Source organism: Binatus soli (SeqCode), assembly GCF_050015535.1.
Classification (GTDB): domain Bacteria; phylum Desulfobacterota; class Binatia; order Binatales; family Binataceae; genus Binatus; species Binatus soli.
Window position 1 is genome coordinate 67,808 of the sequence record NZ_JBEKBF010000015.1, and the last position, 21,218, is coordinate 89,025.

A 21,218-nucleotide genomic window follows, 5' to 3' on the forward strand; every position below is an offset into this window, starting at 1 on the left:
GAGCGTAGAACTCGACTAGTGGTCATCGATCGCGCAAGATTGAAATTCAGCAGCGCCGACGATGCCTCAGCGAATTTACGAAACTTCGAAACGGCTCGGACCGATTAGTCACGACCAACTGAGCCGCGCGCTGACCCGGTTCGAGCTGGGCGATTTGCTGACGGTCGCGCCCGTGCCACTCGGCCTTTTCGGGCAAAACCTGTTCGTTACCTCGAGCGTCGGTGAGTTCGTGTTCCGCGGAGCGCCGCTTGGACCTGCCCAGTTTCCGACCGAGCGCTTCTTCACTCGCCTGCTCCACGAGCGGACGAGCGTGCCCGTGCCATGGCCATATCAGATTGATGATTCTTGCGACTTTTTTCCCTGGAGCTACGTGATCATGCCCCGGATGCCGGGGCTGCAGGTCACGGACCGCAAGGTGCGACGCGACCTGACCGGCGCCGAGCTGCGCGCGATTGCGCGGGCGATGGCATACAACCTCGTCGCGATGCAGCAGGTCACAATGCCTTGCTGCGCGCGCTACGATCCGGACCGGGATATTGTCAGACCGGTGCCGGTAAAGGATCACGCCGATTGGCCCTTCAATAACGGCTACGGCGAAGTGATTCAGCCGCCGTCGCATCGCGAGCTCGTCACCGCGCGCATCCGCCGCATCCTCGAACGAGCGCATACCGCGAGCGATCGCACGACAACGGCTGATGTCGAGTGGGCCGAAGAATTGATCGAACGCGCGGACGCCGCGTTAGCAGTGCCTTTTACTCCGTGCTTCACGATGGAGGACTACAAGGAAGGCAATGTAGTACTGAGTCGGACACCCGATGGATGGCAGGTCAGCGGGGCCTTCGACTTCATGGGATGCTATTTCGGCGACGGCGAGACCGATCTGTCGCGGATAACGGCCGAATATTTCGATCAGGATCCGGAGGTGGCGCGCGAGTTTCTGGCCACCTACCTGCAGCTCCGCGCACCGCGATCCGGTTTCCGCGAACGCTTTTCTCTCTACATGCTGCTCGACCGACTGATCATCTGGGAATATATCCAGCGCCACGAGGTCGAAGTCGCGAGCAAGATGGGAACCCTGCGCGACTGGGCCGAACGATATACCCAGGTCGCGGGATGACGACGCAAAAAGTATCCGATCAGGATTTCAGGAACTTGAGCATCAGTTCGTTGACGCGATCGGGGCGCTCCTGATGCACGAAATGCCCGGCGCCCGGCACGACCTCGATCTTCAATCCCTTCGGGAACAGTTTCTCCATCCCGGCGAGCAACTCCGCGCCGATGCATCCGTCGTCGCACCCGTGAAGCATCATCGCGGGCACGTTGATCGGCGGCGCCATCGCGGCCGCCAGCATTTTCGGATCGACCGGCATGCTGAGCACCGGCCCGAGCGTGGCGCGATAGTAGCCGATGGCCGCCTCGAGCGTGCCCTTGGCCCGAAAGCATCGCTTGAGCGCTTCCATGTCGTCGGGTGCCCATTTCCAGCCCGGCGACCAGTCAGCCCAACACTTTTCCAGGAACGCGAAGTCGTTGAAACTCACCGCGGCCTCGGCAATCGCAGTCTGGAAAAAGAACATGTACCAGGAGCGGCGCTGCTGCGCGTAGTCGGTCACGATCGCTTCGAAAAATTTCGAGCCGTACGGGACTGCCGCCGTGACGAGCCGGCTTACGCGATCGGGCGATGCGGCCGCGGCGCCGTATGCCGCCACTGCGCCCCAATCGTGGCCAAACACGATCGCATCCTTGTAGCCGAGGGCGGCTATCAGGGCGAGCGCGTCCTCCGACAGTGCGGGCGAGTCGTAGCGGCCGTCGGGCGCGGGCTCGGTCGGCGAGTAGCCGCGCATGAAGGGCGCGACGCAGTGGAATCCCGCCGAGGCCAGCGCGGGCATCTGATGGCGGAACGAATGAGCAGTGTCCGGGAAGCCGTGCAGGCACAGCACCAGCGGTCCTTCGCCCATCTCGAGCACCGTGAAATTGAGGTTCGACGCGCGTACAACTCGTTGCTTCACTTGTGATGGCATAGCAGCTCGATTCATAGCGCACGCTTTCGCCAATGACAAAGCACGCCTGGCCGTGTTCATGCGATCCGATGTAGCGCAGAGCTTCGATATCCTGTAATATATTGGTTCGCAACGGCCCGCACATGGCGCCCTCTGCCTTACGATCGAGGGCATCCCGGTGAAAAGTGAAAATGTGCTGATGCTGGCGGCATTCAGGAATGCGCCCGCAGGCGCGCCTGTCGCCCGAAGCATCATCATCCGTGGAGCCAAACAGGCGTGTGCGGCGGTGTGGGCGAATATTATTGGGAGAGACGAATGGCAGCAGCTTTCACGAAGACGAGCACAACGGAAACAGAAAAAACCACAAAGATCGCGCCGTGGAAGATGCCATGGTGGCACGCCTCCTCGGCGCGCGACCTTTCGATCCTGTTCTGGATTTGCCTCATTCATATTACCGCCGCGATTGGACTGGTGCTTTATCCGATTCCCGGATGGCGTGTGTTGCTCGGAGCGATAGCGCTCGTATTCATCGGCGGATTGGGCACCACGGTCGGGTACCATCGCGCGATCACGCATCGCTCGCTCACGCTGAATCCATGGGCGCGCGGAGTGCTGATTTTCTTCGCGATGCTCAACGGTTCCGGTGCGCCGACCAGTTGGGCCGCCGGCCATCGCCTGCATCACGCCAAGGCTGACACCCCGGACGACATCTCGAGCCCGATTTGGGGCGGTTTCTGGTGGGCGCATCTACGATGGCTTTGGCAGGCTGACGAGCCGTCGGTCGATCATTACTGTCCCGATCTCAGCGGAGTTTCGTATCGGGCCTGGCGATGGTTCCAGACGCCGATGCTCGCGCTCTCATACCTCGGCGGTTTGTATTTCAGTCCGGCCGCATTTTTCTGGCTGGGCGCGATCCGTTTGTGCTTCGCACTGCACGCGCAATGCTTCGTCAACAGCGTTTGCCACACCGAACCGGGCGTCACGGTGGGCCAGGATTCCAGCCGTAACGTAAAATGGCTCGCGCTGATGCATCTGTTGCAGGGCGAGAACTGGCATCGTAACCATCACGCGCGCCCCGGTTCCGCCCGTCTCGGATGGAACTGGCGCCAGCCCGACGCCGGTTACGTGCTCATCCTGGCGCTCGAGAAGCTCGGCCTCGCCACCGACGTTCGCCATGGCATGCCGAGGGGCAGAGGCAGCCACGCCGACGCGAAAGATCCGCTGGGCAGGGGCGATATCCTTGATCCCGCCGCGTAATCGACAAGCGCAAAGGGTCTTTTTTCGTGTAACCGACGGTTCCGCCGTGCGTATTCCTTGTTAGAGGAATGCATATGAAAACCGCCGGCTTCATCTTTGCCGCGATCCTTTGCGCAGTCATCATGCTTGGGACGGTAATGGCAGCGGCCAACGCAGGCATGACGCAAATTGCGTCATCGTCTATTGTAACGATCCTATAATTTCTTCTTCTTCGCGCGAACTTGCCGCAGGCCACCGCGATTCACGATCCATTTTGAGCAAGCTCCTGAGCCCCGCAGGGATCTGCTCGCCGACGATCAACGAAGGCAGCTCCATCTTCGCTTCCAGATACGAGTAAATAATTCCCCAACCTTCCCCTCCCTTCACCAAATGGTTCAGAACGTCGATATCCCGCTCCGGCGAGTTGTCCTGCACAAGGGCCTGCCGCGCCTTAGCCGTGCGTATTCCTTGTTAGAGTCATAAGCGGACAGTCCGCAGTCAGCGGCGGACAGTCTGCAGTCAGCTTAGGACAGTCCGCAGTCAGGTTAGGACAGATTGCCGCGTATGCCGTAGCGATCGGAAGAATAATCCGATGGCACGCGTGGTGCTTTGTAGGAGGAATGCATATGAAAACCGCCGACTAATAACTTTATAGCTCGAACTTGCAGTCCTAGGGGGGCAAATCAATGAAAGGGCATTTCAAAGGCGTGAGTGTCGTCGCCATCTGCGCCCTGACACTGCTGACGTGCGGCTGGCCCGCCTTCAGTGCCGACTCGCGAATGTCGCCGCTCATCACCGCCGCGATCGACAAGAATGCGCTGATCACGCTCGCGGGCAATACGCGCCCAGAAGCGACGGCGGCCAATGATCGCGGCGCGGTTGCGGACGACGTTGCGATGGAGCACCTGATGCTCCAGTTGCGACGCGCGCCCGAGCAGGAGCAGGCACTCGAAAAATACCTCGATGAACTCGAGGACCCCAAATCGCCGAACTACCACCACTGGTTGACCGCGCAGGAGTTCGGAGAGCGCTACGGACTGGCCGGTCGGGACCTCGCGAAGATTACGGGCTGGCTTCAATCACACGGCCTCACCGTCAATGCGGTGTATCCCAACCGCATCGTGATCGATTTTTCCGGGACGGCTGGCGAGGTGCGGGAGGCCTTCCATACCGGAATTCATCGTCTTGAGGTAAATGGCGCGGCGCATATCGCCAACATGAGCGATCCGCGGATTCCCGCCGCTCTGGCGCCGGCCGTGGTTGGCGTCGTTTCTCTCAACGACTTCAGACCCCGCGCGATGAATCAGCCGCGCCCCGCGTACACCGTCGATAGCGGCACGCAACTGGTCATACCTGCGGACCTGGCCACCATCTATGACTTCAACCCGCTGTTTGCGGCGGGTTATTCGGGCCAGGGACAGACGATCGTGGTCGTCGAAGACAGCGACGTTTACAGCACCGCGGACTGGACGACCTTCCGTACAACATTCGGCCTTGCAAGCGCCTACCCGGAGGGCACCTTCACGCAGGTACATCCGCCTAGCAGCGCGCCGAACAACTGTAGCGACCCGGGCGTCAATGGCGACGACGCTGAGGCGGCCATCGACGTGGAATGGGCGAGCGCCGCGGCTCCCAACGCCGCGATCGAACTGGTCTCGTGCGCCAACACCGCCACCGCGTTCGGCGGGTTCATCGCGCTGCAGAACCTGCTCAACGCCTCAGGAACGCCACCGGCGATCGTGAGCGTCAGCTATGGCGAGTGCGAATCGGAGACCGGCGCGGCGCAAAACGCGTCCATCAATTCGTTGTATCAGCAGGCGGTTGCGGCGGGCGTGTCGGTGTTCGTGTCGTCGGGCGACGAGGGCGCGGCCAGTTGCGACGCCGGCTCGACCAATGCGACCCACGGCATAGGAGTCAGCGGACTCACCTCGACGCCATATAACGTGTCGGTGGGCGGCACCGATTTCGGCGATACGTTCGCCGACACGAACAGCACCTACTGGAGTACGAGCAACGGGATCAACGACGGTTCCGCGCTTTCTTACATTCCGGAAATTCCCTGGAACGATTCGTGCGCCAGCAGACTGATCTCCAGCTTCCTTGGTTATAGCGCCGCCTACGGCTCGAGCGGCTTCTGCAACAGCTGGCGGGGCGAAGAGGATTTCCTGGACATCGTCGCGGGCAGCGGCGGCCCGAGCGGCTGCGCCAGTGGAACGCCGTCGAGCGATGGCGTCGTCGGCGGAAGCTGTGCCGGGTATTCCAAGCCTAGCTGGCAATCGGTGCTCGGCAACCCGAGCGACGGCGTGCGCGATATCCCCGACGTCTCGCTGTTCGCCGCCAACGGAGTCTGGGGCCACTACTATGTGGCTTGCTATTCAGACTTGAGCAATGGCGGTGGTTCCTGCTTGGGTGCGCCCGATACGTGGGCGGGATTCGGCGGAACGTCGTTCTCCGCGCCGATAATGGCCGCGATTCAGGCGCTGATAAACCAAAGGACCGGGAGCCGTCAAGGTAATCCGAATCCCAGCTACTACTCGCTCGCCAATACCGAGTACGGCACGACCGGCAGCGCCTCGTGCAACTCGACGCTCGGCAACGGTGTCGCCAGCTCGTGCATTTTCTACGACGTGACCCAGGGCGATATGGACATGAACTGCACCGGCACACAGAACTGTTACACTCCATCGGGCACCTATGGCGTGCTGTCCACCTCGAACTCGGCGTTTTATCCCGCGTATCCGGCGACAGTTGGATGGAATTTTGCCACCGGGATCGGGACCGTCAATGTCCTAAACCTTGTGATGGCATTCGCCACGACCGCACCGACGCCCACTCCGACTGCCACACGGACTTCGACGGCTACACCGACACGGACATCGACGGCTACACCGACACGGGCATCGACGGCTACCGCGACTGCCACACAGACTTCGACGGCATCTCCGACTGCGACGCCCACTCCGACTGCCACACGGACTTCAACGGCTACACCGACACCCACATCGACGCCAACCAGGGTTCCCGAGTCGCTGAACGTCACACCGTCGGCGAAGAATTTCGGCAAAGTGAAAGTGGGGAAGGTCAAAAGCGTAACGCTGACGCTCAGCAATCCGGCCAAGAAGGGATCGCCGATCGTCTTCGGGAACCCGATGATGACGGTCCCGGCGACCAGCCCGCAGGTATTTGGGTTTCCGGCGAGAGTCACGAACTGCCCCGCGCAGCTGCTGCCGAAGGAAAAGTGCAAGCTCAACGTGCAATTCGCTCCGGCATCGCAGGGTGCGACGTCCTCCGCGGTAACCATCTTTGACAACGCGGGTAACGCGAACCAGGTGATCAAATTGCGGGGTACTGGGGAATGAGCAGGACACGAGCTTGAGCCGTTTTATTTAGGCGTGTCCCTATGCTTTTGTAAGCGAGGCTCCTCACCAATCTGGCGGGCTAATGGAGGACGCATCGTGTCGATACTCTCGGAGTTCAAGCAGTTCGCAATCAAGGGCAACGTGATCGATCTTGCGGTCGGCTTCGTAGTCGGCGCCGCGTTCGGGAAAATCGTTACCTCGTTTACCAACGACATTCTTATGCCGCCGATCGGCCTGGCGCTCGGCGCAGTCGATTTCTCCAACCTGTTCATCAATCTTTCGTCGAAGCATTACCCGACCATCGCGGCAGCGAAGGCTGCGGGCGCACCGACGCTGAACGTCGGATTGTTCATCAACACGATCATCGACTTCCTGATAATCGCGTTCGCAGTCTTTCTACTCGTCAAATGGGTGAATCACCTCGTCGGCGAAAAGCCCGCGCCATCCGCCACCAAGGAATGTCCATATTGCCTGAGCGCGATTGCGCTCGGCGCCACGCGATGTCCCCATTGCACGTCGGAACTGAAGGCGGCGTGAACAGTGAACAACATCTCCCGGCAGTGAAAAAGTGAAAAAGTGAAAAAGTGAAAAATGCGGAGGCGCACGCGGACTTGCCGCGCGCGGCTGCGGCACTGAGACGCCGATATTTGTCGCTACTCGCCGGCCTGCGCGACGTCGGCCATCGCCTTCGCCGCGCGCGCGCAAACCTCGCTCAGGACTTCGTCAGTGATCACGGTCGAGAGCGCGATCATCCCGCGGGGTGCGAGAAACAAACCCTGGTTGAGCGCCGCCAGATGGAAGTTGGCGATCGCGCGGGCGTCCTCGCGCCCGATCGTCGCGAGCGGCGGCTCTTTGAGGAAAAACACGTTCATCAGCGATCCGTAATGCCGCACGGAAAACGGCAGCCCCACCTGACGCGCCGCGCGCGCCAGCTCGGCGGCCAGCCGCTCGGCCTGCTTGGCCATCTTGTCGATTCGCGCCTGCGTCAGCTCGCGCATCGACACGACCCCGGCCGCGCAGGTGACCGGATTGCCGTTGAAAGTGCCCGAATGAACGATCGAGCCGCGATTGCGCGGATCGAACGCCGACATCACTTCTTCGCTGCCGCCGAGCGCTCCGACCGGAAATCCGCCGCCAATGATCTTTCCGAACATCGTCAGGTCCGGCTTGACGTCGAAAATCTGCTGCCCGCCGCCTTCGGCCAGCCTCAGCGTGATCACCTCATCGACGACGAACATCGCACCTGCGCTATGCGCCGCTTCGGCAACGCGCCCGAGAAATTCGGCCGGCGGCTCCACGATGCCCCCTGCGCCGAGAATCGGTTCGAGAAACACCGCCGCAATCTCCGCACCGCGCTCGTACAGCAGCGCCTCGAACACAGTCGCCTCGCCGAAGTCGGCGAGCATCGTGCGCTCGCCGTCCTGGCCGGTCAGCCCGACTTCCAAATCATCGTACGATCCATGATAGCCATAGCGCGCCATCAGGATGAGCTTGCGGCCGGTAAGGCGCCGCGCGACGTGTGTCGCGAGCATCCCGGCCTCCGTCCCTGAATTGCAAAATCGCACGCGATCCACAGATTCGACGCGCTCGCACAGCAGAGTCGCCAGCTCGATCTGCGCCTCCGATCGCGCCGGCCACGAGCTGCCGTCACGAACCGCCTTGCTCGCCGCCTCGACGATCGGCGGGTAAGCGTTGCCGTGAACCAGGCTGGTGGAGTTGCCAAGCAGATCGATGTACTTGTTGCCGTCAACGTCCCAAACGAAAGAACCTTCGCCGCGCTTGAGCGTGAGCGGGTAGGGCCGATGGTAGGCGCTGGTGCGGGTGTCCCCGCCGGGCATCACGCGCTCGGCGCGCTTGGCGAGTTGCGCGGATTTTTCGGTCGCGGCGCGATAGTGTTCCTCGATACTGTTCATGGTCTCTTCCCCCGACTCTTCATCGTCTCATCCCTCTGATGAGATATAACGAGCGTTTGCGCGCCCGCCGGCATTGTATTCCTCCATCATTTGCGGGTATCTCGCTGCCGCGAGTCAAGCTCCCCGCCGCCGGCAACGCCACGGACACACACATTATCGTTTATTCCGGCTGTTCGAGTGCGTCCTTCTCTCCTGGCAGAATGTTGAAAAACTCAGCTCAACTTTTCGATTTCGTGTCGCCGTATTGCAATACCTGTACCTTCTCGACCGTGATCAGCCCCGAGCCCATCATTTTATCGAGCACCGGCATGAATGCGTCGTGTAGCCGCCGCAGATTACCACCATCACGAACTGCCGCGCCGGCGTTCCGACCAGCAGGCGCGAGTCGGGGCCGGTCAGCGTCGCGAAAAATCCGATCACCAGGCATCCCGTGATATTCACGAACATCGTGCCGTACGGAAACGTGCCGCCGGTGAGCGTGGTAATCACTCCCGAAAAGAAATACCGTCCCATCCCGCCGAGCGCACTGCCAATCGCAATCAGGAAATACGCGAGCGCCCAGGAACCTCCAGACACTTACCCGGCCGCCGATTGCGCGAAATGGCCGTCGTTCGCCGAGTCCGTTCACAATCAGATGAAAATAGATGAGTCCGGGGTAAGGATGCCAACGCGATCGTTCCAATTGGTTGTCGCGTCTGCATCTCCACCGCCCCCGCCTCCGCCAAAAGTTACGCCTCGTTGCCGCCGATACCGACGTGATTCTCCAGCGCGCGCACTCGCCGTATTATTTCGGGCAGCCGCGTCAGCGCGGCCGCGTAGCGGCGCCACTTGCGCACGTCCACCGCCGGGATGCCTCCGACGATCGCATCGTCTTTCAAGCTGTTGTGGATCCCGGATTTCGCCACGACCATGACGCGATCGCCGATCGTCACGTGATCGGCGCATCCCGCTTGTCCGCCGAACAGGCACCATTTGCCGATTCGCGTCGAGCCCGAGATTCCCACGTGGCCCGAGAATCGCGAGTACTCGCCGATTTCGCAGTTGTGCCCGATATGCACCTGATCGTCGAGCTTCACGCCGCGATGCAGCACCGTCGCCCCCATCATCGCGCGATCGACCGTCGAATTCGCGCCGATCTCAACATCATCCTCGATTATTACGCCGCCGACCTGCGGAATCTTGATCAAGTCGCCCTTTTCCTCGACGAACCCGAAACCGTCGGCGCCGATTACCGCGCCGTTCAAAATCGTTACCCGATTTCCAATCACCGTGCCTTCGCGAATCGAGGCCTGGCTGTGCGCGGTGAAGCGATCGCCGATGCGCACGTTGGGGTAAATCGTAACGTTCGGATGAATCACCGCATCGCGCCCAATCGTAACGCCCGCACCGATTACCGCCGATGCGCCGATCGCCGCGTCCGGACCGATCATCGCGTCGGGCGCGATCGAAGCCCGCGGATCGATTCCCGGCGCGGGCCGGTACGGCGGGAAGAAAATCTCGAGCACGCGGGCGAAGTCGGCGTATGGATTCGCGCTGACAAGCGTCGCGCACTTCGCGCCCGCCGCAAGCTCGGCAGTTGTGATTGCCGCCGATACGTTGGATTGCAGCGCGGAGGCGTACTTCGTGCTCGCGACGAAGACGATCATGCCGGGACCGGCGGCCTCGATTGGAGCCGGCGCGAAAATCTCCACGCCGCCGTCACCGCGGATTTCGAGTCCCAGCTTCGATGCGAGTTCCTTGAGTTTCATCTTGATGCCCTGGTTTTCCGGTGAATGAAAGTTTTCAGTCTTCGGTATTCAACGCGACGCGCGCGCCGCGAGGATTGCGTCGGCGAGCTCCGCCGGCTCGATTTGCGTCAGGCAGTTGTAATGACCGAAGCGGCAGGTGCGCGCCAGGCACGGACTGCATTCGAGCTTGTGGTAAATCACGCGCGTCTTCGGCCCCAGCGGCCCGGTGCGATTCGGATTGGTCGATCCGAAAATCGCGACGGTCGGGATTCCCAGCGCTCCCGCCAGATGCATGCATCCTGAATCGTTGCCGATGAACCCGTCGCACAGCGACAACAATGCGATCAGCTCGCCGACATTGGTGTGCCCGGCTGCGATCATCGCGCCCGATTTGCTCGCCGCCGCAACTTCTTCGCACTTCGCGCGCTCCGACGACGCGCCAACCAGCACGACTTCGGCGTCCTCGCGATGCGCGATCAAATCGATCAACGCGCCGTAGCTGTCCGCGGGCCATTCCTTGGCCGGTCCGTAGGCCGACGCGGGAGCGATTGCAAAGACCGGACGGCCGGGACGCCTGCGATTCGCCGCGAGCCATTCCCGCATCCGCTCGCGATGCGGTCCGTGGACGTCGATTGCCAAATCATCGGCGCGGGTGTCGGCAACGCAAACGCCCGTCGCGCGCACCATCGCGAGCCAATAATTCACCTGATGGCCGGTAACCGCTTCGGGCGGCGGCGACGCTTTCAGCGTCAGCATCGCGCCGCGCGCATCGGCGACAAATCCGGCGCGCCGCCGGATTCCGGCCATCGCGATCCACAACGCCGACTCGAAACTGTTTGGAAACAACACTCCCAGGTCGAATCGCCGCGAGCGGATTTCTCCGACAATTCTGCGGCGATCGAAAAACCCGGAAAGACCGCGCCCAACCGAGTACGGTATCACCTCGTCGAGCCATCGGGCCCCGTCAAAGAAGCTCGCCAGTTCCTTCTTGATCAGCACCGCGAGATGCGCGCCCGGCCACGCGCGGCGGATTGCTCGAAGCGCGGGCGTGCTCATCACCAAGTCGCCCAGCCAATTGACCTCCTTGACCAGGATGCGGCCCGGCGGAGGCTCGAGCATGAGCGCGGGCGCCGACAGCGCCGGCGCACGCGAATCAAGCGCCTCGTGACGCCGACTATTTTCCGATTCCACGCTAATAATTGCCCGCAGCGCGCGTTCGATCCTGCCAAAGATTTCATCACGCGCGCGCCTCCAAATAAACCCGCGCGAATTCTGGAATCTGGCGGCGCGCACCGCACCGCGAAAACGCCCGCAAAACTGAAGCGGAGCTCGCGTCGAAGTGCGTTCATCGCCGCGCTAGAGGAACATCGCACCTTCGCCGACGATCGCGCATCGGCCGCCGATTCGGATTGCGAATGCGCCGCTGTTTTTGCGCACGACCTCGACGCGAATCTCGCTCGGCCGTCCCATCTCGACGCCTTGTTGGATCAAGAATGAAGCCGAGGGTGCGGGTTTGATCAATCCGTATGTGGCTGCGTACGCGCCGAACGGAGCCGCGGCGCTTCCAGTCGCCGGGTCCTCGGGAACTCCGTCTTGTGGTGCGAACATCCGCGATCGAGCGGAGAACTCGCCCGACTCGTTCGCGACAAACATATAAAAATAAGACGACTGCTCACCCGCCTTGAACAGCGCCGCGAGCGACGCCTCGTTGGGAGCGCATTTCGCGAGCGCGTCGAGGGCACGAAGCGGGACAAAGATGAACGGATTGCCGGTCGAGACACTCTGCATTGGCAGATCGTCGCGAATGTCCGCGGCGGAGATTCCAAGCGCCTTCGCGACACGCCCGCGATCGCGACGCTTCGCGCCGAATTCCGGCTCGCGATGCGCCATCCAGACAAAGTCCGGCTTGCCGCCAGCACTCGCGATCGTGACGGTCACCAGCCCGATTCCGAGTTGCAACGTCGCATCGACATTCGCCGACTCGAGCGCGATCTCGCCGCGACTCGCGAGCACCCATGTGGCGCCGACCGTGGGATGCCCGGCCATCGGAATTTCGCGCCTCGGCGTGAAAATCCTGACGCGCCGCGCGGCGCGGGCAGATTCGGCCGCCATCACGAACGTCGATTCACTGAAGTTCATCTCATGCGCCAGCTCCTGCATCTCGCTCGCGCTGAGCGTTGCCGCGTCGGTGAAGACCGCGAGTTGGTTGCCGCCGAAAGGCCGCGACGTGAAGACATCTACGAGGGTGAACGGAATTTTCCTGGACATCCGGCGATTGTGCCGCGGCGGCGCGCGCGAGCCAATCGGGAATTCAAATGAAAAGCGGCGATCCGTTTGGGGACCGCCGCTTCGACAATTTGAAATCGCCGCGCTTACTTGCCGACGATAAACACGCAGCTGGTGGTGCCGCTGCCGCCGATGTTCAGCATCGCAAATTTCTTCGCACCCTCGACCTGGTAGTCGCCCGCGCTATCCGTTATCTGCCGATGGCAATCGAGCATCTGGCGCACGCCGGTCGCGCCGACCGGATGGCCCGCGCCTATCAGCCCACCGCTCGGATTGATCGGCAGCTTGCCGCCGAGCTCGATCACGCCTTCCTCGACCGCCTTCCACGATTCGCCCGGCTTGGTGATTCCAAAATGATCGATCGCCATGTACTCGGAAGTGGTGAAGCAGTCGTGCGTCTCGATTCCCGAGAGCTCGGCGGCGGACGCGATGCCCGCGCGCTTGAAGGCGTCGAGAATTGCCTGGCGTGTATGCGGCAACACGTAGGCGTTGTCCCTGCTCTCGGCGACCTTGGTGTCGAATTCGATCGGCGCCGTGTGATGGCCCCATCCGAGGATGCGCGGAATGTCGGCGAGCGTCTTGCCGTTGCGTTTGGCCCACGCGCGCGCAAATTTTTCCGACGCGAGGAAAAGCGCGACCGAGCCGTCCGTGACCTGCGAGCAATCGCTCACTTTGATCCGGCCGCCGATGCGCATATTGAATTTGCTTTCGTGCTGCGCGTGACTCTCGCTCATGAACCAGTTGCGGGTCTGCGCGTTCGGATTGCGCTTTGCGTTGGAATAATTCACCGCCGAAATATGCGCGAGGTGTTCATCCTTGAGGCCGTAACGCTTGTCGTACTCGTCGCCGAGCCGGCCAAACAGTTTCGGAAACGGGAATTCGATTCCCTTGGCTTCGCGCTCGTACCACGCCGCGGTGCCCAGGATGTCGCCGCCGGTGGTCGAATCGACGGTCTTCATTTGTTCGACGCCGACCACGCACGCCAGGTCGTAGCGCGCGGCTTCGATATCGGCCGACGCCGCGATCAATGCGATCGAGCCCGACGCACATGCCGCTTCATGACGGCTCGTCGGCAGCCCGGAGAAAACGGGATCGATCTCGAGGAAAAATGCGCCGATATGGCCCTGCTTGGCGTACAGCTCGGCGGCGAAGTTGCCGACGTGAGCAGTTTCAACTTCGCGCGGCTCGATCCGGGTAGCTTCGAGCGCGCCCAAAGTTGCCTCGCGCATCATCGCCACGAAATGCTTTCCTTCTTTCGACCAATTGCGGGCAAAGTCGGTTTGCGCTCCGCCCAATACGTACACCGGCGCTGCTTTTGTCATCGCGCGCTCCTATCGGTCATCGAATTAAATCATCCAACAAAGGTCCGGCCGTATTCGAGTATGCCGCCGGAGAACATTCTAGCACCGCTCGCCGCAGCTTGCTCGACGACCGCCGGGACCGTCAGTTTCAGCTTTTGCAGCATCGCCACCGTGTTCTTCGCGCCGAGCAAATCGACGATCGCCGTGGGCGGCGCCCAGTTGAAGCCGTACGACATGATAGTGTCCACGTCGGCCGAACTCGCGGCCACTTCGCCGACGCGGTTCAGCGCGTAGCTGACGTAACCGAGCACAACGCGGCGGCATACGTCGGCATCCGCGCCCTTGGCTTCGGCGAGGACCTTCAACGCCTCGCCGTAGCGGCCCACGTGATGCAACTGTTTCATCTTTTCGACAAATTCGATCGGTGCGGGTTTCTGGTAGTTCTCGTGCCCGCCGGTCTTCGGATCGAGCACGAAGACTTGCTTGCCCGCGCGGCGGTAGAAGCCGCCCCGCTCGGGCGTCTTGTCGCCGAGGCATCCCTTGTGAAGCGCGACATTCATATACGCGGGCATCGCGAAGGACTCGTGCGCCTCGTCCTCGCAGTTGGCATGGACGTTGTCGACGATCGCCTTGTGCACGTCCCATCCGACCATGTCGACGGTCGCCAGCGGCGCCATCGCGCGCCCGGTATGCGGCCCGATCAAATAGTCTATAAACGCGACGCCGTGTTCTGCGGCCAGTTGCGCCGTTTCATTCAGCACCTTGAAGCCGACCCGATTGCCGACGAACGCGGGCATATCTTTGCTGACGATCACCTTGCGGCCCAGCCGTCTCGTCAGCATCGCGACGACGCCCTTTACCACCGCCGGATCGGTATCGGGTCCTGGAATGACTTCGGTGCCGACGATCACCTGCGGCGGATTGAACAGGTGGACGCCGAGGAAATTGCGGCGAAATGAATCGCTTCGTCCGCGCGCCATTTCCGCGACTGACAGTCCCGAGGAACCGGACGCCACGATCGCGTCGGGACGCCGGCTCTTGTCGATCAGCTCGAAGAATTGTCTTTTGAGCGGCAGATCTTCGGCGAGCGACTCGAAGATAATAGCGGCCTCGCTAACCGCGCGGCTGAGGTCGGTGTCGTACGCGCCCAGCGAGATCCGCTCCGCGATCGCTTCCGCGCGCGCGTCGTTCTGCGCGTCCGCTAATCCTTGGGCTGCTTTGTCGGACCTCCGCGCCAGCAGCGTGACGCTATATCCTCCCCCCGCTAATACGCATCCCGCGCCCGCGCCCATGGTGCCGTTGGCGCCGATAATTACGACCTTGTTGTTGTTGGCCAAGCAGCTCTCCGGTCCTGGCGGAATTATGGTTTCGTCAAGCGGCACTCCTGCCGCCGAGCTCTAATGCGCGCGCGATCATCCGAACTACCGCGCCTCAAAGCGCGGGCGCTCAAAGCGGTGTTGGGTCTCATCGAGGCTGCTTTGCAGCGCTGCGCCGTCGCAGCCGCGGGCCGCAACAGATGCTAGCCGAGGGCGGCTATCCGTGCCAAGCAGCGTGCGGCGGGCGAACGGCGTCCGCTGCTCCGCGAAAAAATTCCTGGGTCAAGGTTCATGCCATACTCGCCCTGCCGTGCCGATCAACTCGTCGGCCTCATTCGGTCCCCAGCTGCCCGCCGGATACTCGGCCATCGGCACGCGCGCGCCGTCGCTCCACGAATCCAATATTTCCTGCACGAACTCCCACGACTTCTCGACGAACTGCGCGCTGGGGAACAGCGTATGGTCGCCGTCCATCACGTCGAGCAGGAGTCGTTCGTATCCGTCGGGCGAGGCGCCGTCGCCGAACGCAGTCTTGTAGCTGAGATTCATCCGCACCGGTTGCAGCACCAGGTCCAGCCCCGGCCGCTTGGTCATCACGTCGAACGAAAAACCCTCGTCGGGCTGAATCCGAATCGTCAGCGCGTTGGCGGGAACCGCCGAATCGCGATTGAACAGAATTTGCGGCACGTCCTTGAACTGCACGTAGATCGAGCTCGCCCGCCGCTTCATCCGCTTGCCGGTCCGGATGAAAAATGGCACCCCCGACCATCGCCAGTTGTCAATATATGTCTTCAGCGCGACGAACGTCTCGGCGCGCGAATTGTCGGGGACGCCCGGCTCATCCATGTAACCGGCCACCGGCTTGCCGTCTGCGTCGATACCCGCGCCATACCGCGCCCGCACCGTAGTCGCGCGCGCATGCTCCGGCGTGATCGGACGCAGCGTGCGCAACACGTTGAGCTTCGCGTCCGTGATCGCCGTCGCGTCGAGCGACACCGGCGCTTCCATCGTCAGCAGCGACAGCGTTTGCAGGATGTGATTCTGCACCATGTCGCGCAGTGCGCCGGCACAATCGTAAAACGCCGCGCGGTTACCCACGCCTTCCGCTTCCGCCACGGTGATTTGCACGTGATCGACGTTGCGGCTGCCCCACAGGCGCTCGAAAATATTATTCGAGAAGCGCAGCACCAGCAGGTTCTGCACGGTTTCCTTGCCGAGGTAGTGATCGATCCGGAAAATCTGCGACTCGTCGAGATGCTTCACCAGCACGCGGTTGATTTCGAGTGCGCTCGGCAGATCGTGGCCGATTGGTTTTTCGACGACGACGCTTGAGAAGTTCGGCGCATCCGGCGGACTGATCAGGCCGGCCTGCGCAAGCCGCTCAACCGACTCGCCAATCGCTTCGGGCGGGATCGCCAGGTAGTAAACGCGATTGGGCGGGAGACCGCGGGCTTTTTCGATAGCTTCAAGTTTCACTTTAAGTTTTGTGAAACCGTCGGGATGGTCGAGCCCGGAGAGATAGTCGAGGCCGTCAGCGAACGTCGCCCAGCAACCCTCATCGACTTTCAGGCGCGAGAACCGGGCGGTCCAATCGTGCGCACTTTTGCGGAACTCGTCGAGCGACATTTCGCGCCGCGCAAATCCGAGCACCGCGCTTTTCGCCGGCATCATGCCCTGGCCGCATGCGACGAGATTGTACAGCGCCGGAATCAGCTTGCGCTTGGCGAGATCGCCCGACGCGCCGAATATTACCACCGTGCACGGCGGCGCCGGTTGGGCTCGTTGCATGGTCAGCAGATTGTCCATCTCGCGGCCCTCCTTATGAGATTGCCAGGCGCGTGGCCCCACTGGTAACTCCAAGCGATGATTGATAAGTGTGACACGTTCCCCATCTTCATGAAAAAGCTGCTCGCCCAGAATCTCCGCATGACTTCCGACTGCAACCCCCGGCGCGCATCGCTCATGAAAACGACAGCCAACTGATGGCGGCAGCGAAATCTTTGTCCGCCGCCTCGGAGCCCGCTCCGCTCGGCCAATGGATCCCGGTAGTTCTGTGGGGCGCGTTGATCTTCACACTCTCGACCTCGGCGTTTACCGCCGCCAACACGGCCAGGATCATCGACCCGATCCTGCGATGGTTGCTTCCCGTAATGACCGCCGCGTCGATTGACGTATGCCACAACCTGATTCGCAAGGCCGCGCATTTTACCGAATACGGAATACTTTTCTGGCTGCTGGTCCGCGGTCCGATGGCGCGGCGGCCCTACCTGGCGTTGTTGCTTTGTGTAGTGTACGCGCTGACCGACGAGGGCCATCAGGCGTTCGTGCCCGGTCGCACCGCGTCGCTATATGATGTCGCACTCGACTCGACCGGCGCGCTCTTCAGCCATTTCCTGACCACCGCAATCGCCGAAATCGCGTAGTAAGCTCTTTGATGACTGATAAGTGTGGCACGTTCCCGATCTTCATGAAAAAGCTGCTCGCCCAAAATCTCCGCATGACTTCCGACTCCACCCCCCGGCGCGCATCGCTCATGAATACGACAGCCAACTGATGCCGGCGGTGAAATCTTTATCAGAGGGCGCCTCGGAGCCCGCTCCGCTCGGCCAATGGATCCCGGTAGTGCTGTGGGGCGCGTTGATCTTCATACTTTCGACCTCGGCGTTTTCCCCCGCCAACACGGCCAAGATCATCCACCCGATGCTGTTGCTTCCCGGAATCACCCCCGCGTCGGTTGACTTTTGCCACAGGCTGCTTCGCAAGGTCGCCCATTTTATCGAATATGGAGTGCTTTTCTGGCTGCTGGTCCGCGGTCCGATGGCGCGGCGGCCCTACCTGGCGTTGTTGCTTTGTGTCGTGTACGCGCTGACCGACGAGGGCCATCAGGCGTTCGCGCCCGGTCGCACCGCGTCACTATATGATGTCGCACTGGACTCGATCGGCGCGCTCTTCAGCTTTTTCCTGACCACCGCAATCGCCGAAATGCGTAGCAAGCTCTTTACCCGGGCGGTTCCTCAATCGCTGAGCTGATCCGATCGACCCGCCCGAAGAACGCGCGCAGATTTTTCATGTCGGCGGGAATTTTCAGATCGCCCGTGAACGCCAGGTAGAACAACTGGCCATAGAGCGCGAAATCCGCCAGGCCGATCCTGCCGGTCAGAAACGGCATGCTCGCCAGTTGCTCCTCGAACGGCGCGAGAGCGGCGCGCGCGCGTTCCCAGTTGGCCGAATGCTCCGAGATAGTTCGATCGACGAAACCCGCGCCGTACTTGCGCTCGCGAATCAGACGCCATAGCGCGGCGCGATCCGCACCCTCCCGGATGTGAATCGCGAGTTCGTCGGCGAGCGCGACGCGATACAGCGCATCCTCGAGTTGGTTGTCGATGTAATCGGCGAGGACGAGATGCATCCCGCGCCATCCAGCGGGGAAAATCGTCGGCTCGGGATAAAGCTCCTCGAGTCGCATCGCGATTCGCGCGGAATCGACGATGGTCTCGCCGTTCTCGAGCGTGACCGCCGGCACCATTATCTGGCCCGAGGCGAGGAGCAATTCCTTGCGCTCCAGGTAGTCAACCTCGACGACTTCGAACTCGACGCTCTTGAACGCCAGCAGCTTGCGCACCTTGGCGCAGAACGGGCTGCCGAGAAACTGGTACAGCTTCGCCGCCATTATCGTCCTCCAAGTGCGTGGATTACGTCGTCGAGGTCAAGCCCGGAAATCGAATCGCGCACGACGTCGGCCGCCGCCAGATCGGCCGCCGGTGCGCTATGGCATAGCGCTATCACTTTCATGCCTGCGCGGTGCGCCGCCTCGATTCCGGCCCGCGTGTCCTCGACCACCACACATTCGTCCGCCCGGATCGGATCGCGATCCCAGTGGATAAATCCGAGCCGGTCAAGAGCCGCGATGAAAGCGTCGGGCGCAGGCTTGCCGCGCTCGACGTCCTCCGCCGCGATAATGTCGAGAAACAACTCGCGAAGTCCGGCACGGCGAAGAATCGCTTCGGCCTCGGCGCGCAGCGTACCGGTCGCGATCATCAGCGGAAACCGTCGCGCGCAATCGCGCGCGAACTTCCCGGCGCCCGGGTAGAGAACCTCGCGCTCGGCAACCATCGCTTGATAGACGACGGTCTTGCGCGCGATCAGGCTCGCGATGTGTTCCTCGCCCGCGTCCATCCGATTCTCGCGCAGCACCATGGCGAAGCAATCGTGATCGTTAAGTCCAATCAGCCGCGTGAAGTATTCGTCACGTGGGATTTCGATTCCTTCGGGCCGCAAAACTTGGTTGAAGGCCGCGAAATGCAACGGCTCGGTGTCGACGAGGGTCCCGTCGAGATCGAATATGACCGCGCGAATCATTCTCGAACTATGATTTACATGCCCGCCCCGCCCTTGGAAGCGGGCGGGGCGAGGATCGCGGTGCTCTCGCGCTGGCGCGTGGTTGATCTTATCGGTTGGCAAGAGCGCCGGGCGCGTCCGGCGCTTCAATAGCCCTTTGACGTAGCCGTACGTAAGTAGTAGCGCTCGCTTGCATGGACACCAAAGACGCGGGCCGGAAGGGCGGCCTGAAGAAATGGACGAAGGTCAAGAGCAAGCGCCAGCGCAGCGAGATCATGAAGCGCGTGCGCCGGGGAAGGAAGTTCACCAAGCCGCGGAGCGGTCGCGGCCACGGCGGCGGGAAACGCCGCAAGGACGCAGGCCGATGAACTTCGTCGTGGTTGATGTGGAAACGGCAAACCCCGACCTGTCGAGCATCTGTCAAATAGGCATTGCATGCTTCCGTGACGGGAGGCTGAAAAATTCGTGGGAGTCTCTTGTCAACCCCGAGGATGAGTTCGACCCTCTCCATGTTTCTATTCACGGCATCGACGAAGAGAAGGTTAGGGGTTGTCCAAACTGGGCCGCGGTCTACCCAGAAGTGAGTAGGCTTTTACAAAGCAACATCGTAGCTAGCCACACGCCCTTTGATCGCGTTGCCTTGCACCGAGCGTGCGAAAGATACCAACTCGTTCATTCCGAGTATCGGTGGCTTGACTCTGCCATGGTGGTCAGGCGCGCATGGCCGATGTTTTCTCGCTCAGGCTACGGTCTCTCAAATGTGGCGGCGGAGTTTGGAATTCAGTATACGCCGCACGATGCCCTACAAGACGCTTGCTGCGCGGGCGAGGTTCTTCTTCGAGCAATCGCGGAGTCCGGTATAAGCATTGATGCGTGGCTTGAGCGGGTAAAGCAGCCGATTAACCTGCCGGTACGGACAACCACTGAGCTCGCCAGTCCGCGCCCACCAAGGGCTTTGCCGAGGCCTGCGCCCGCAGTCGCTCGTTGTGGAAATCCAGAAGGACCACTTTTTGGCGAAGTACTAGTCTTCACAGGCGCCTTGTCAATGCCGCGCCATGAGGCGGCTGACGCAGCGTCCGCTGCGGGTTGCGAAGTCGCTACCAGCGTGAGCAAGCACACGACCCTGCTTGTGGTAGGCGACCAGGATATTCGCAAACTCGCGGGCTACGAAATGAGTTCAAAGCACCGCAAAGCTGAGGAACTGATGTCCCAAGGTCAGAACATTCGGGTCATCACCGAGAGCGACTTCAAGCGCATTACCGATCTGGTAAATGGATAGATGATAGCGAAAGGTAACCCGGTCCCTTCTGGTCTACCAAACTGCGCGCGGTGTGGCGCGGCGGCGCTTTTTCCCAATGCCCGTTTCTGCGGCCATTGCGGCGCGCCGCTAACCGGCGGTCAATCTGACTTGCCTGACTGGCAGCGGCCGGCGCCGGCCAAGTATCACCACGTCGTGATGAGCCGGCGAGCGATGAGCTGTCCCGAGTGCGGTTATCCGATGATGTGGGGGTTCAAGAAGGTCTGCCGACAATGCGGCGCGCAATTGGTGATGGTGCCACGGCTCTTCCATCCGTATCACGTGCGGGTGTTTGTAAAGGGGCCGCGTGCCGCGCTCTACGAGCTTGGCGTCGATCTGTTCTGGCTCGCGGTGATGCTCGGCGTGTTTGTGCTGATCGGTAAGGCGCTCAAGTGAGGTGATCGCGATGGCAACGAATCCGATCGGTGCCGCATTCACAAGCTGTCCG

General features: G+C 61.6%; 21 protein-coding genes and 1 pseudogene. 9 read left to right on the forward strand and 13 right to left on the reverse strand.

The genetic code is table 11. The features are described from left to right. Positions 1-61 precede the first annotated feature (61 nt). The gene (locus ABR989_RS12755) at positions 62-1,117 is read left to right on the forward strand and encodes a phosphotransferase family protein (RefSeq protein WP_428129109.1); all 1,056 of its coding nucleotides are present in this window, start codon (positions 62-64) and stop codon (positions 1,115-1,117) included. Positions 1,118-1,136: 19 nt separating this feature from the next. On the opposite strand, the gene ABR989_RS12760 is transcribed toward ABR989_RS12755, so the two are convergent. Next, a complete protein-coding gene (locus tag ABR989_RS12760) occupies positions 1,137-2,018 on the reverse strand; it encodes an alpha/beta fold hydrolase (RefSeq protein ID WP_428129111.1) in 882 nt (293 codons plus the stop codon). 294 nt (positions 2,019-2,312) lie between these two features. Here ABR989_RS12760 and ABR989_RS12765 point away from each other — a divergent pair, with 294 nt between their 5' ends. After that, positions 2,313-3,254, forward strand: a complete 942-nt coding sequence (locus tag ABR989_RS12765; protein ID WP_428129114.1) for a fatty acid desaturase — start codon at positions 2,313-2,315, stop codon at positions 3,252-3,254. A gap of 180 nt (positions 3,255-3,434) precedes the next feature. On the opposite strand, the gene ABR989_RS12770 is transcribed toward ABR989_RS12765, so the two are convergent. Beyond that, complete coding sequence (locus ABR989_RS12770; RefSeq protein ID WP_428129116.1) at positions 3,435-3,668, reverse strand: hypothetical protein; 234 nt, start codon at positions 3,666-3,668, stop codon at positions 3,435-3,437. 251 nt (positions 3,669-3,919) lie between these two features. Between ABR989_RS12770 and ABR989_RS12775 the strand changes: the two genes are divergently transcribed. Both ABR989_RS12775 and mscL read left to right on the forward strand, forming a co-directional pair. Continuing rightward, the gene (locus ABR989_RS12775; RefSeq protein ID WP_428129118.1) at positions 3,920-6,592 is read left to right on the forward strand and encodes a S53 family peptidase; all 2,673 of its coding nucleotides are present in this window, start codon (positions 3,920-3,922) and stop codon (positions 6,590-6,592) included. Positions 6,593-6,694: 102 nt separating this feature from the next. Beyond that, on the forward strand, positions 6,695-7,129 hold the full coding sequence (mscL, locus tag ABR989_RS12780) for a large conductance mechanosensitive channel protein MscL (RefSeq protein ID WP_428129249.1): 435 nt from the start codon (positions 6,695-6,697) through the stop codon (positions 7,127-7,129). Between the two features lie 116 nt (positions 7,130-7,245). Here the strand turns inward: mscL and ABR989_RS12785 are convergent, their stop codons facing one another. The 9 genes and pseudogenes from ABR989_RS12785 to zwf all read right to left on the reverse strand — a co-directional run bounded on the left by ABR989_RS12785 (position 7,246) and on the right by zwf (position 16,941). Continuing rightward, entirely contained in the window at positions 7,246-8,505 is a 1,260-nt protein-coding gene (locus tag ABR989_RS12785; RefSeq protein ID WP_428129121.1) for an aspartate aminotransferase family protein, read from the reverse strand. A 217-nt stretch (positions 8,506-8,722) separates the two neighbouring features. Beyond that, positions 8,723-8,824, reverse strand: a pseudogene (locus ABR989_RS12790) (DUF190 domain-containing protein); the annotation flags it as partial. After that, complete coding sequence (locus ABR989_RS12795) at positions 8,794-9,018, reverse strand: CrcB family protein (protein WP_428129251.1); 225 nt, start codon at positions 9,016-9,018, stop codon at positions 8,794-8,796. The pseudogene ABR989_RS12790 and the gene ABR989_RS12795, both read right to left, overlap by 31 nt. Before the next feature lie 215 nt (positions 9,019-9,233). Then, a complete protein-coding gene (lpxD, locus tag ABR989_RS12800) occupies positions 9,234-10,253 on the reverse strand; it encodes a UDP-3-O-(3-hydroxymyristoyl)glucosamine N-acyltransferase (protein WP_428129123.1) in 1,020 nt (339 codons plus the stop codon). 48 nt (positions 10,254-10,301) lie between these two features. Then, positions 10,302-11,423, reverse strand: a complete 1,122-nt coding sequence (gene waaF / locus ABR989_RS12805) for a lipopolysaccharide heptosyltransferase II (protein ID WP_428129125.1) — start codon at positions 11,421-11,423, stop codon at positions 10,302-10,304. Positions 11,424-11,588: 165 nt separating this feature from the next. Further along, a complete protein-coding gene (locus ABR989_RS12810) occupies positions 11,589-12,500 on the reverse strand; it encodes a PhzF family phenazine biosynthesis protein (RefSeq protein WP_428129128.1) in 912 nt (303 codons plus the stop codon). 104 nt (positions 12,501-12,604) lie between these two features. Continuing rightward, on the reverse strand, positions 12,605-13,840 hold the full coding sequence (locus tag ABR989_RS12815; protein ID WP_428129130.1) for an acetyl-CoA acetyltransferase: 1,236 nt from the start codon (positions 13,838-13,840) through the stop codon (positions 12,605-12,607). Positions 13,841-13,869: 29 nt separating this feature from the next. Then, on the reverse strand, positions 13,870-15,156 hold the full coding sequence (locus ABR989_RS12820) for a 3-hydroxyacyl-CoA dehydrogenase family protein (RefSeq protein WP_428129133.1): 1,287 nt from the start codon (positions 15,154-15,156) through the stop codon (positions 13,870-13,872). A 261-nt stretch (positions 15,157-15,417) separates the two neighbouring features. Continuing rightward, entirely contained in the window at positions 15,418-16,941 is a 1,524-nt protein-coding gene (gene zwf, locus ABR989_RS12825) for a glucose-6-phosphate dehydrogenase (RefSeq protein WP_428129135.1), read from the reverse strand. A 176-nt stretch (positions 16,942-17,117) separates the two neighbouring features. On the opposite strand from zwf, the gene ABR989_RS12830 reads away from it, so the two are divergent. Both ABR989_RS12830 and ABR989_RS12835 read left to right on the forward strand, forming a co-directional pair. Continuing rightward, a complete protein-coding gene (locus tag ABR989_RS12830) occupies positions 17,118-17,558 on the forward strand; it encodes a VanZ family protein (RefSeq protein ID WP_428129138.1) in 441 nt (146 codons plus the stop codon). A gap of 139 nt (positions 17,559-17,697) precedes the next feature. Continuing rightward, positions 17,698-18,165 carry a VanZ family protein gene (locus ABR989_RS12835; protein WP_428129141.1) on the forward strand — a complete coding sequence of 156 codons (468 nt, stop codon included), beginning with the start codon at positions 17,698-17,700 and terminating at the stop codon, positions 18,163-18,165. On the opposite strand, the gene ABR989_RS12840 is transcribed toward ABR989_RS12835, so the two are convergent. Together ABR989_RS12840 and ABR989_RS12845 are read right to left on the reverse strand one after the other, a co-directional pair. Further along, entirely contained in the window at positions 18,134-18,805 is a 672-nt protein-coding gene (locus tag ABR989_RS12840; protein ID WP_428129143.1) for a glutathione S-transferase family protein, read from the reverse strand. The two genes, ABR989_RS12835 and ABR989_RS12840, sit on opposite strands and share 32 nt — an antisense overlap. After that, entirely contained in the window at positions 18,805-19,494 is a 690-nt protein-coding gene (locus ABR989_RS12845; protein WP_428129146.1) for an HAD family hydrolase, read from the reverse strand. The genes ABR989_RS12840 and ABR989_RS12845 overlap by 1 nt, the downstream gene beginning before the upstream one ends. Before the next feature lie 173 nt (positions 19,495-19,667). Here ABR989_RS12845 and ABR989_RS12850 point away from each other — a divergent pair, with 173 nt between their 5' ends. From ABR989_RS12850 to ABR989_RS12860, 3 genes are read left to right on the forward strand one after another with little or no spacing between them, the layout of a single operon-like run. After that, on the forward strand, positions 19,668-19,841 hold the full coding sequence (locus ABR989_RS12850; RefSeq protein WP_428129149.1) for a hypothetical protein: 174 nt from the start codon (positions 19,668-19,670) through the stop codon (positions 19,839-19,841). Further along, positions 19,838-20,752 (forward strand): exonuclease domain-containing protein, encoded by a 915-nt coding sequence (locus ABR989_RS12855; protein ID WP_428129151.1) that lies wholly within the window; start codon positions 19,838-19,840, stop codon positions 20,750-20,752. The genes ABR989_RS12850 and ABR989_RS12855 overlap by 4 nt, the downstream gene beginning before the upstream one ends. Continuing rightward, positions 20,753-21,166, forward strand: a complete 414-nt coding sequence (locus tag ABR989_RS12860; protein ID WP_428129154.1) for a double zinc ribbon domain-containing protein — start codon at positions 20,753-20,755, stop codon at positions 21,164-21,166. Positions 21,167-21,218 lie beyond the last annotated feature (52 nt).

What these genes read in the sequence shown, in the direction of transcription:
- ABR989_RS12855 (WP_428129151.1), top strand. Translation starts at nt 19,838, where the DNA reads ATGAACTTCGTCGTGGTTGATGTGGAAACGGCAAACCCCGACCTGTCG.
- lpxD (WP_428129123.1), bottom strand. Translation starts at nt 10,253, where the DNA reads ATGAAACTCAAGGAACTCGCATCGAAGCTGGGACTCGAAATCCGCGGT.
- ABR989_RS12810 (WP_428129128.1), bottom strand. Translation starts at nt 12,500, where the DNA reads ATGTCCAGGAAAATTCCGTTCACCCTCGTAGATGTCTTCACGTCGCGG.
- ABR989_RS12840 (WP_428129143.1), bottom strand. Translation starts at nt 18,805, where the DNA reads ATGGCGGCGAAGCTGTACCAGTTTCTCGGCAGCCCGTTCTGCGCCAAG.
- ABR989_RS12830 (WP_428129138.1), top strand. Translation starts at nt 17,118, where the DNA reads ATGGCGGCAGCGAAATCTTTGTCCGCCGCCTCGGAGCCCGCTCCGCTC.
- ABR989_RS12860 (WP_428129154.1), top strand. Translation starts at nt 20,753, where the DNA reads ATGATAGCGAAAGGTAACCCGGTCCCTTCTGGTCTACCAAACTGCGCG.
- ABR989_RS12755 (WP_428129109.1), top strand. Translation starts at nt 62, where the DNA reads ATGCCTCAGCGAATTTACGAAACTTCGAAACGGCTCGGACCGATTAGT.
- ABR989_RS12850 (WP_428129149.1), top strand. Translation starts at nt 19,668, where the DNA reads ATGGACACCAAAGACGCGGGCCGGAAGGGCGGCCTGAAGAAATGGACG.
- ABR989_RS12815 (WP_428129130.1), bottom strand. Translation starts at nt 13,840, where the DNA reads ATGACAAAAGCAGCGCCGGTGTACGTATTGGGCGGAGCGCAAACCGAC.
- ABR989_RS12760 (WP_428129111.1), bottom strand. Translation starts at nt 2,018, where the DNA reads ATGCCATCACAAGTGAAGCAACGAGTTGTACGCGCGTCGAACCTCAAT.
- ABR989_RS12765 (WP_428129114.1), top strand. Translation starts at nt 2,313, where the DNA reads ATGGCAGCAGCTTTCACGAAGACGAGCACAACGGAAACAGAAAAAACC.
- zwf (WP_428129135.1), bottom strand. Translation starts at nt 16,941, where the DNA reads ATGGACAATCTGCTGACCATGCAACGAGCCCAACCGGCGCCGCCGTGC.
- ABR989_RS12785 (WP_428129121.1), bottom strand. Translation starts at nt 8,505, where the DNA reads ATGAACAGTATCGAGGAACACTATCGCGCCGCGACCGAAAAATCCGCG.
- ABR989_RS12795 (WP_428129251.1), bottom strand. Translation starts at nt 9,018, where the DNA reads ATGGGACGGTATTTCTTTTCGGGAGTGATTACCACGCTCACCGGCGGC.
- ABR989_RS12845 (WP_428129146.1), bottom strand. Translation starts at nt 19,494, where the DNA reads ATGATTCGCGCGGTCATATTCGATCTCGACGGGACCCTCGTCGACACC.
- ABR989_RS12775 (WP_428129118.1), top strand. Translation starts at nt 3,920, where the DNA reads ATGAAAGGGCATTTCAAAGGCGTGAGTGTCGTCGCCATCTGCGCCCTG.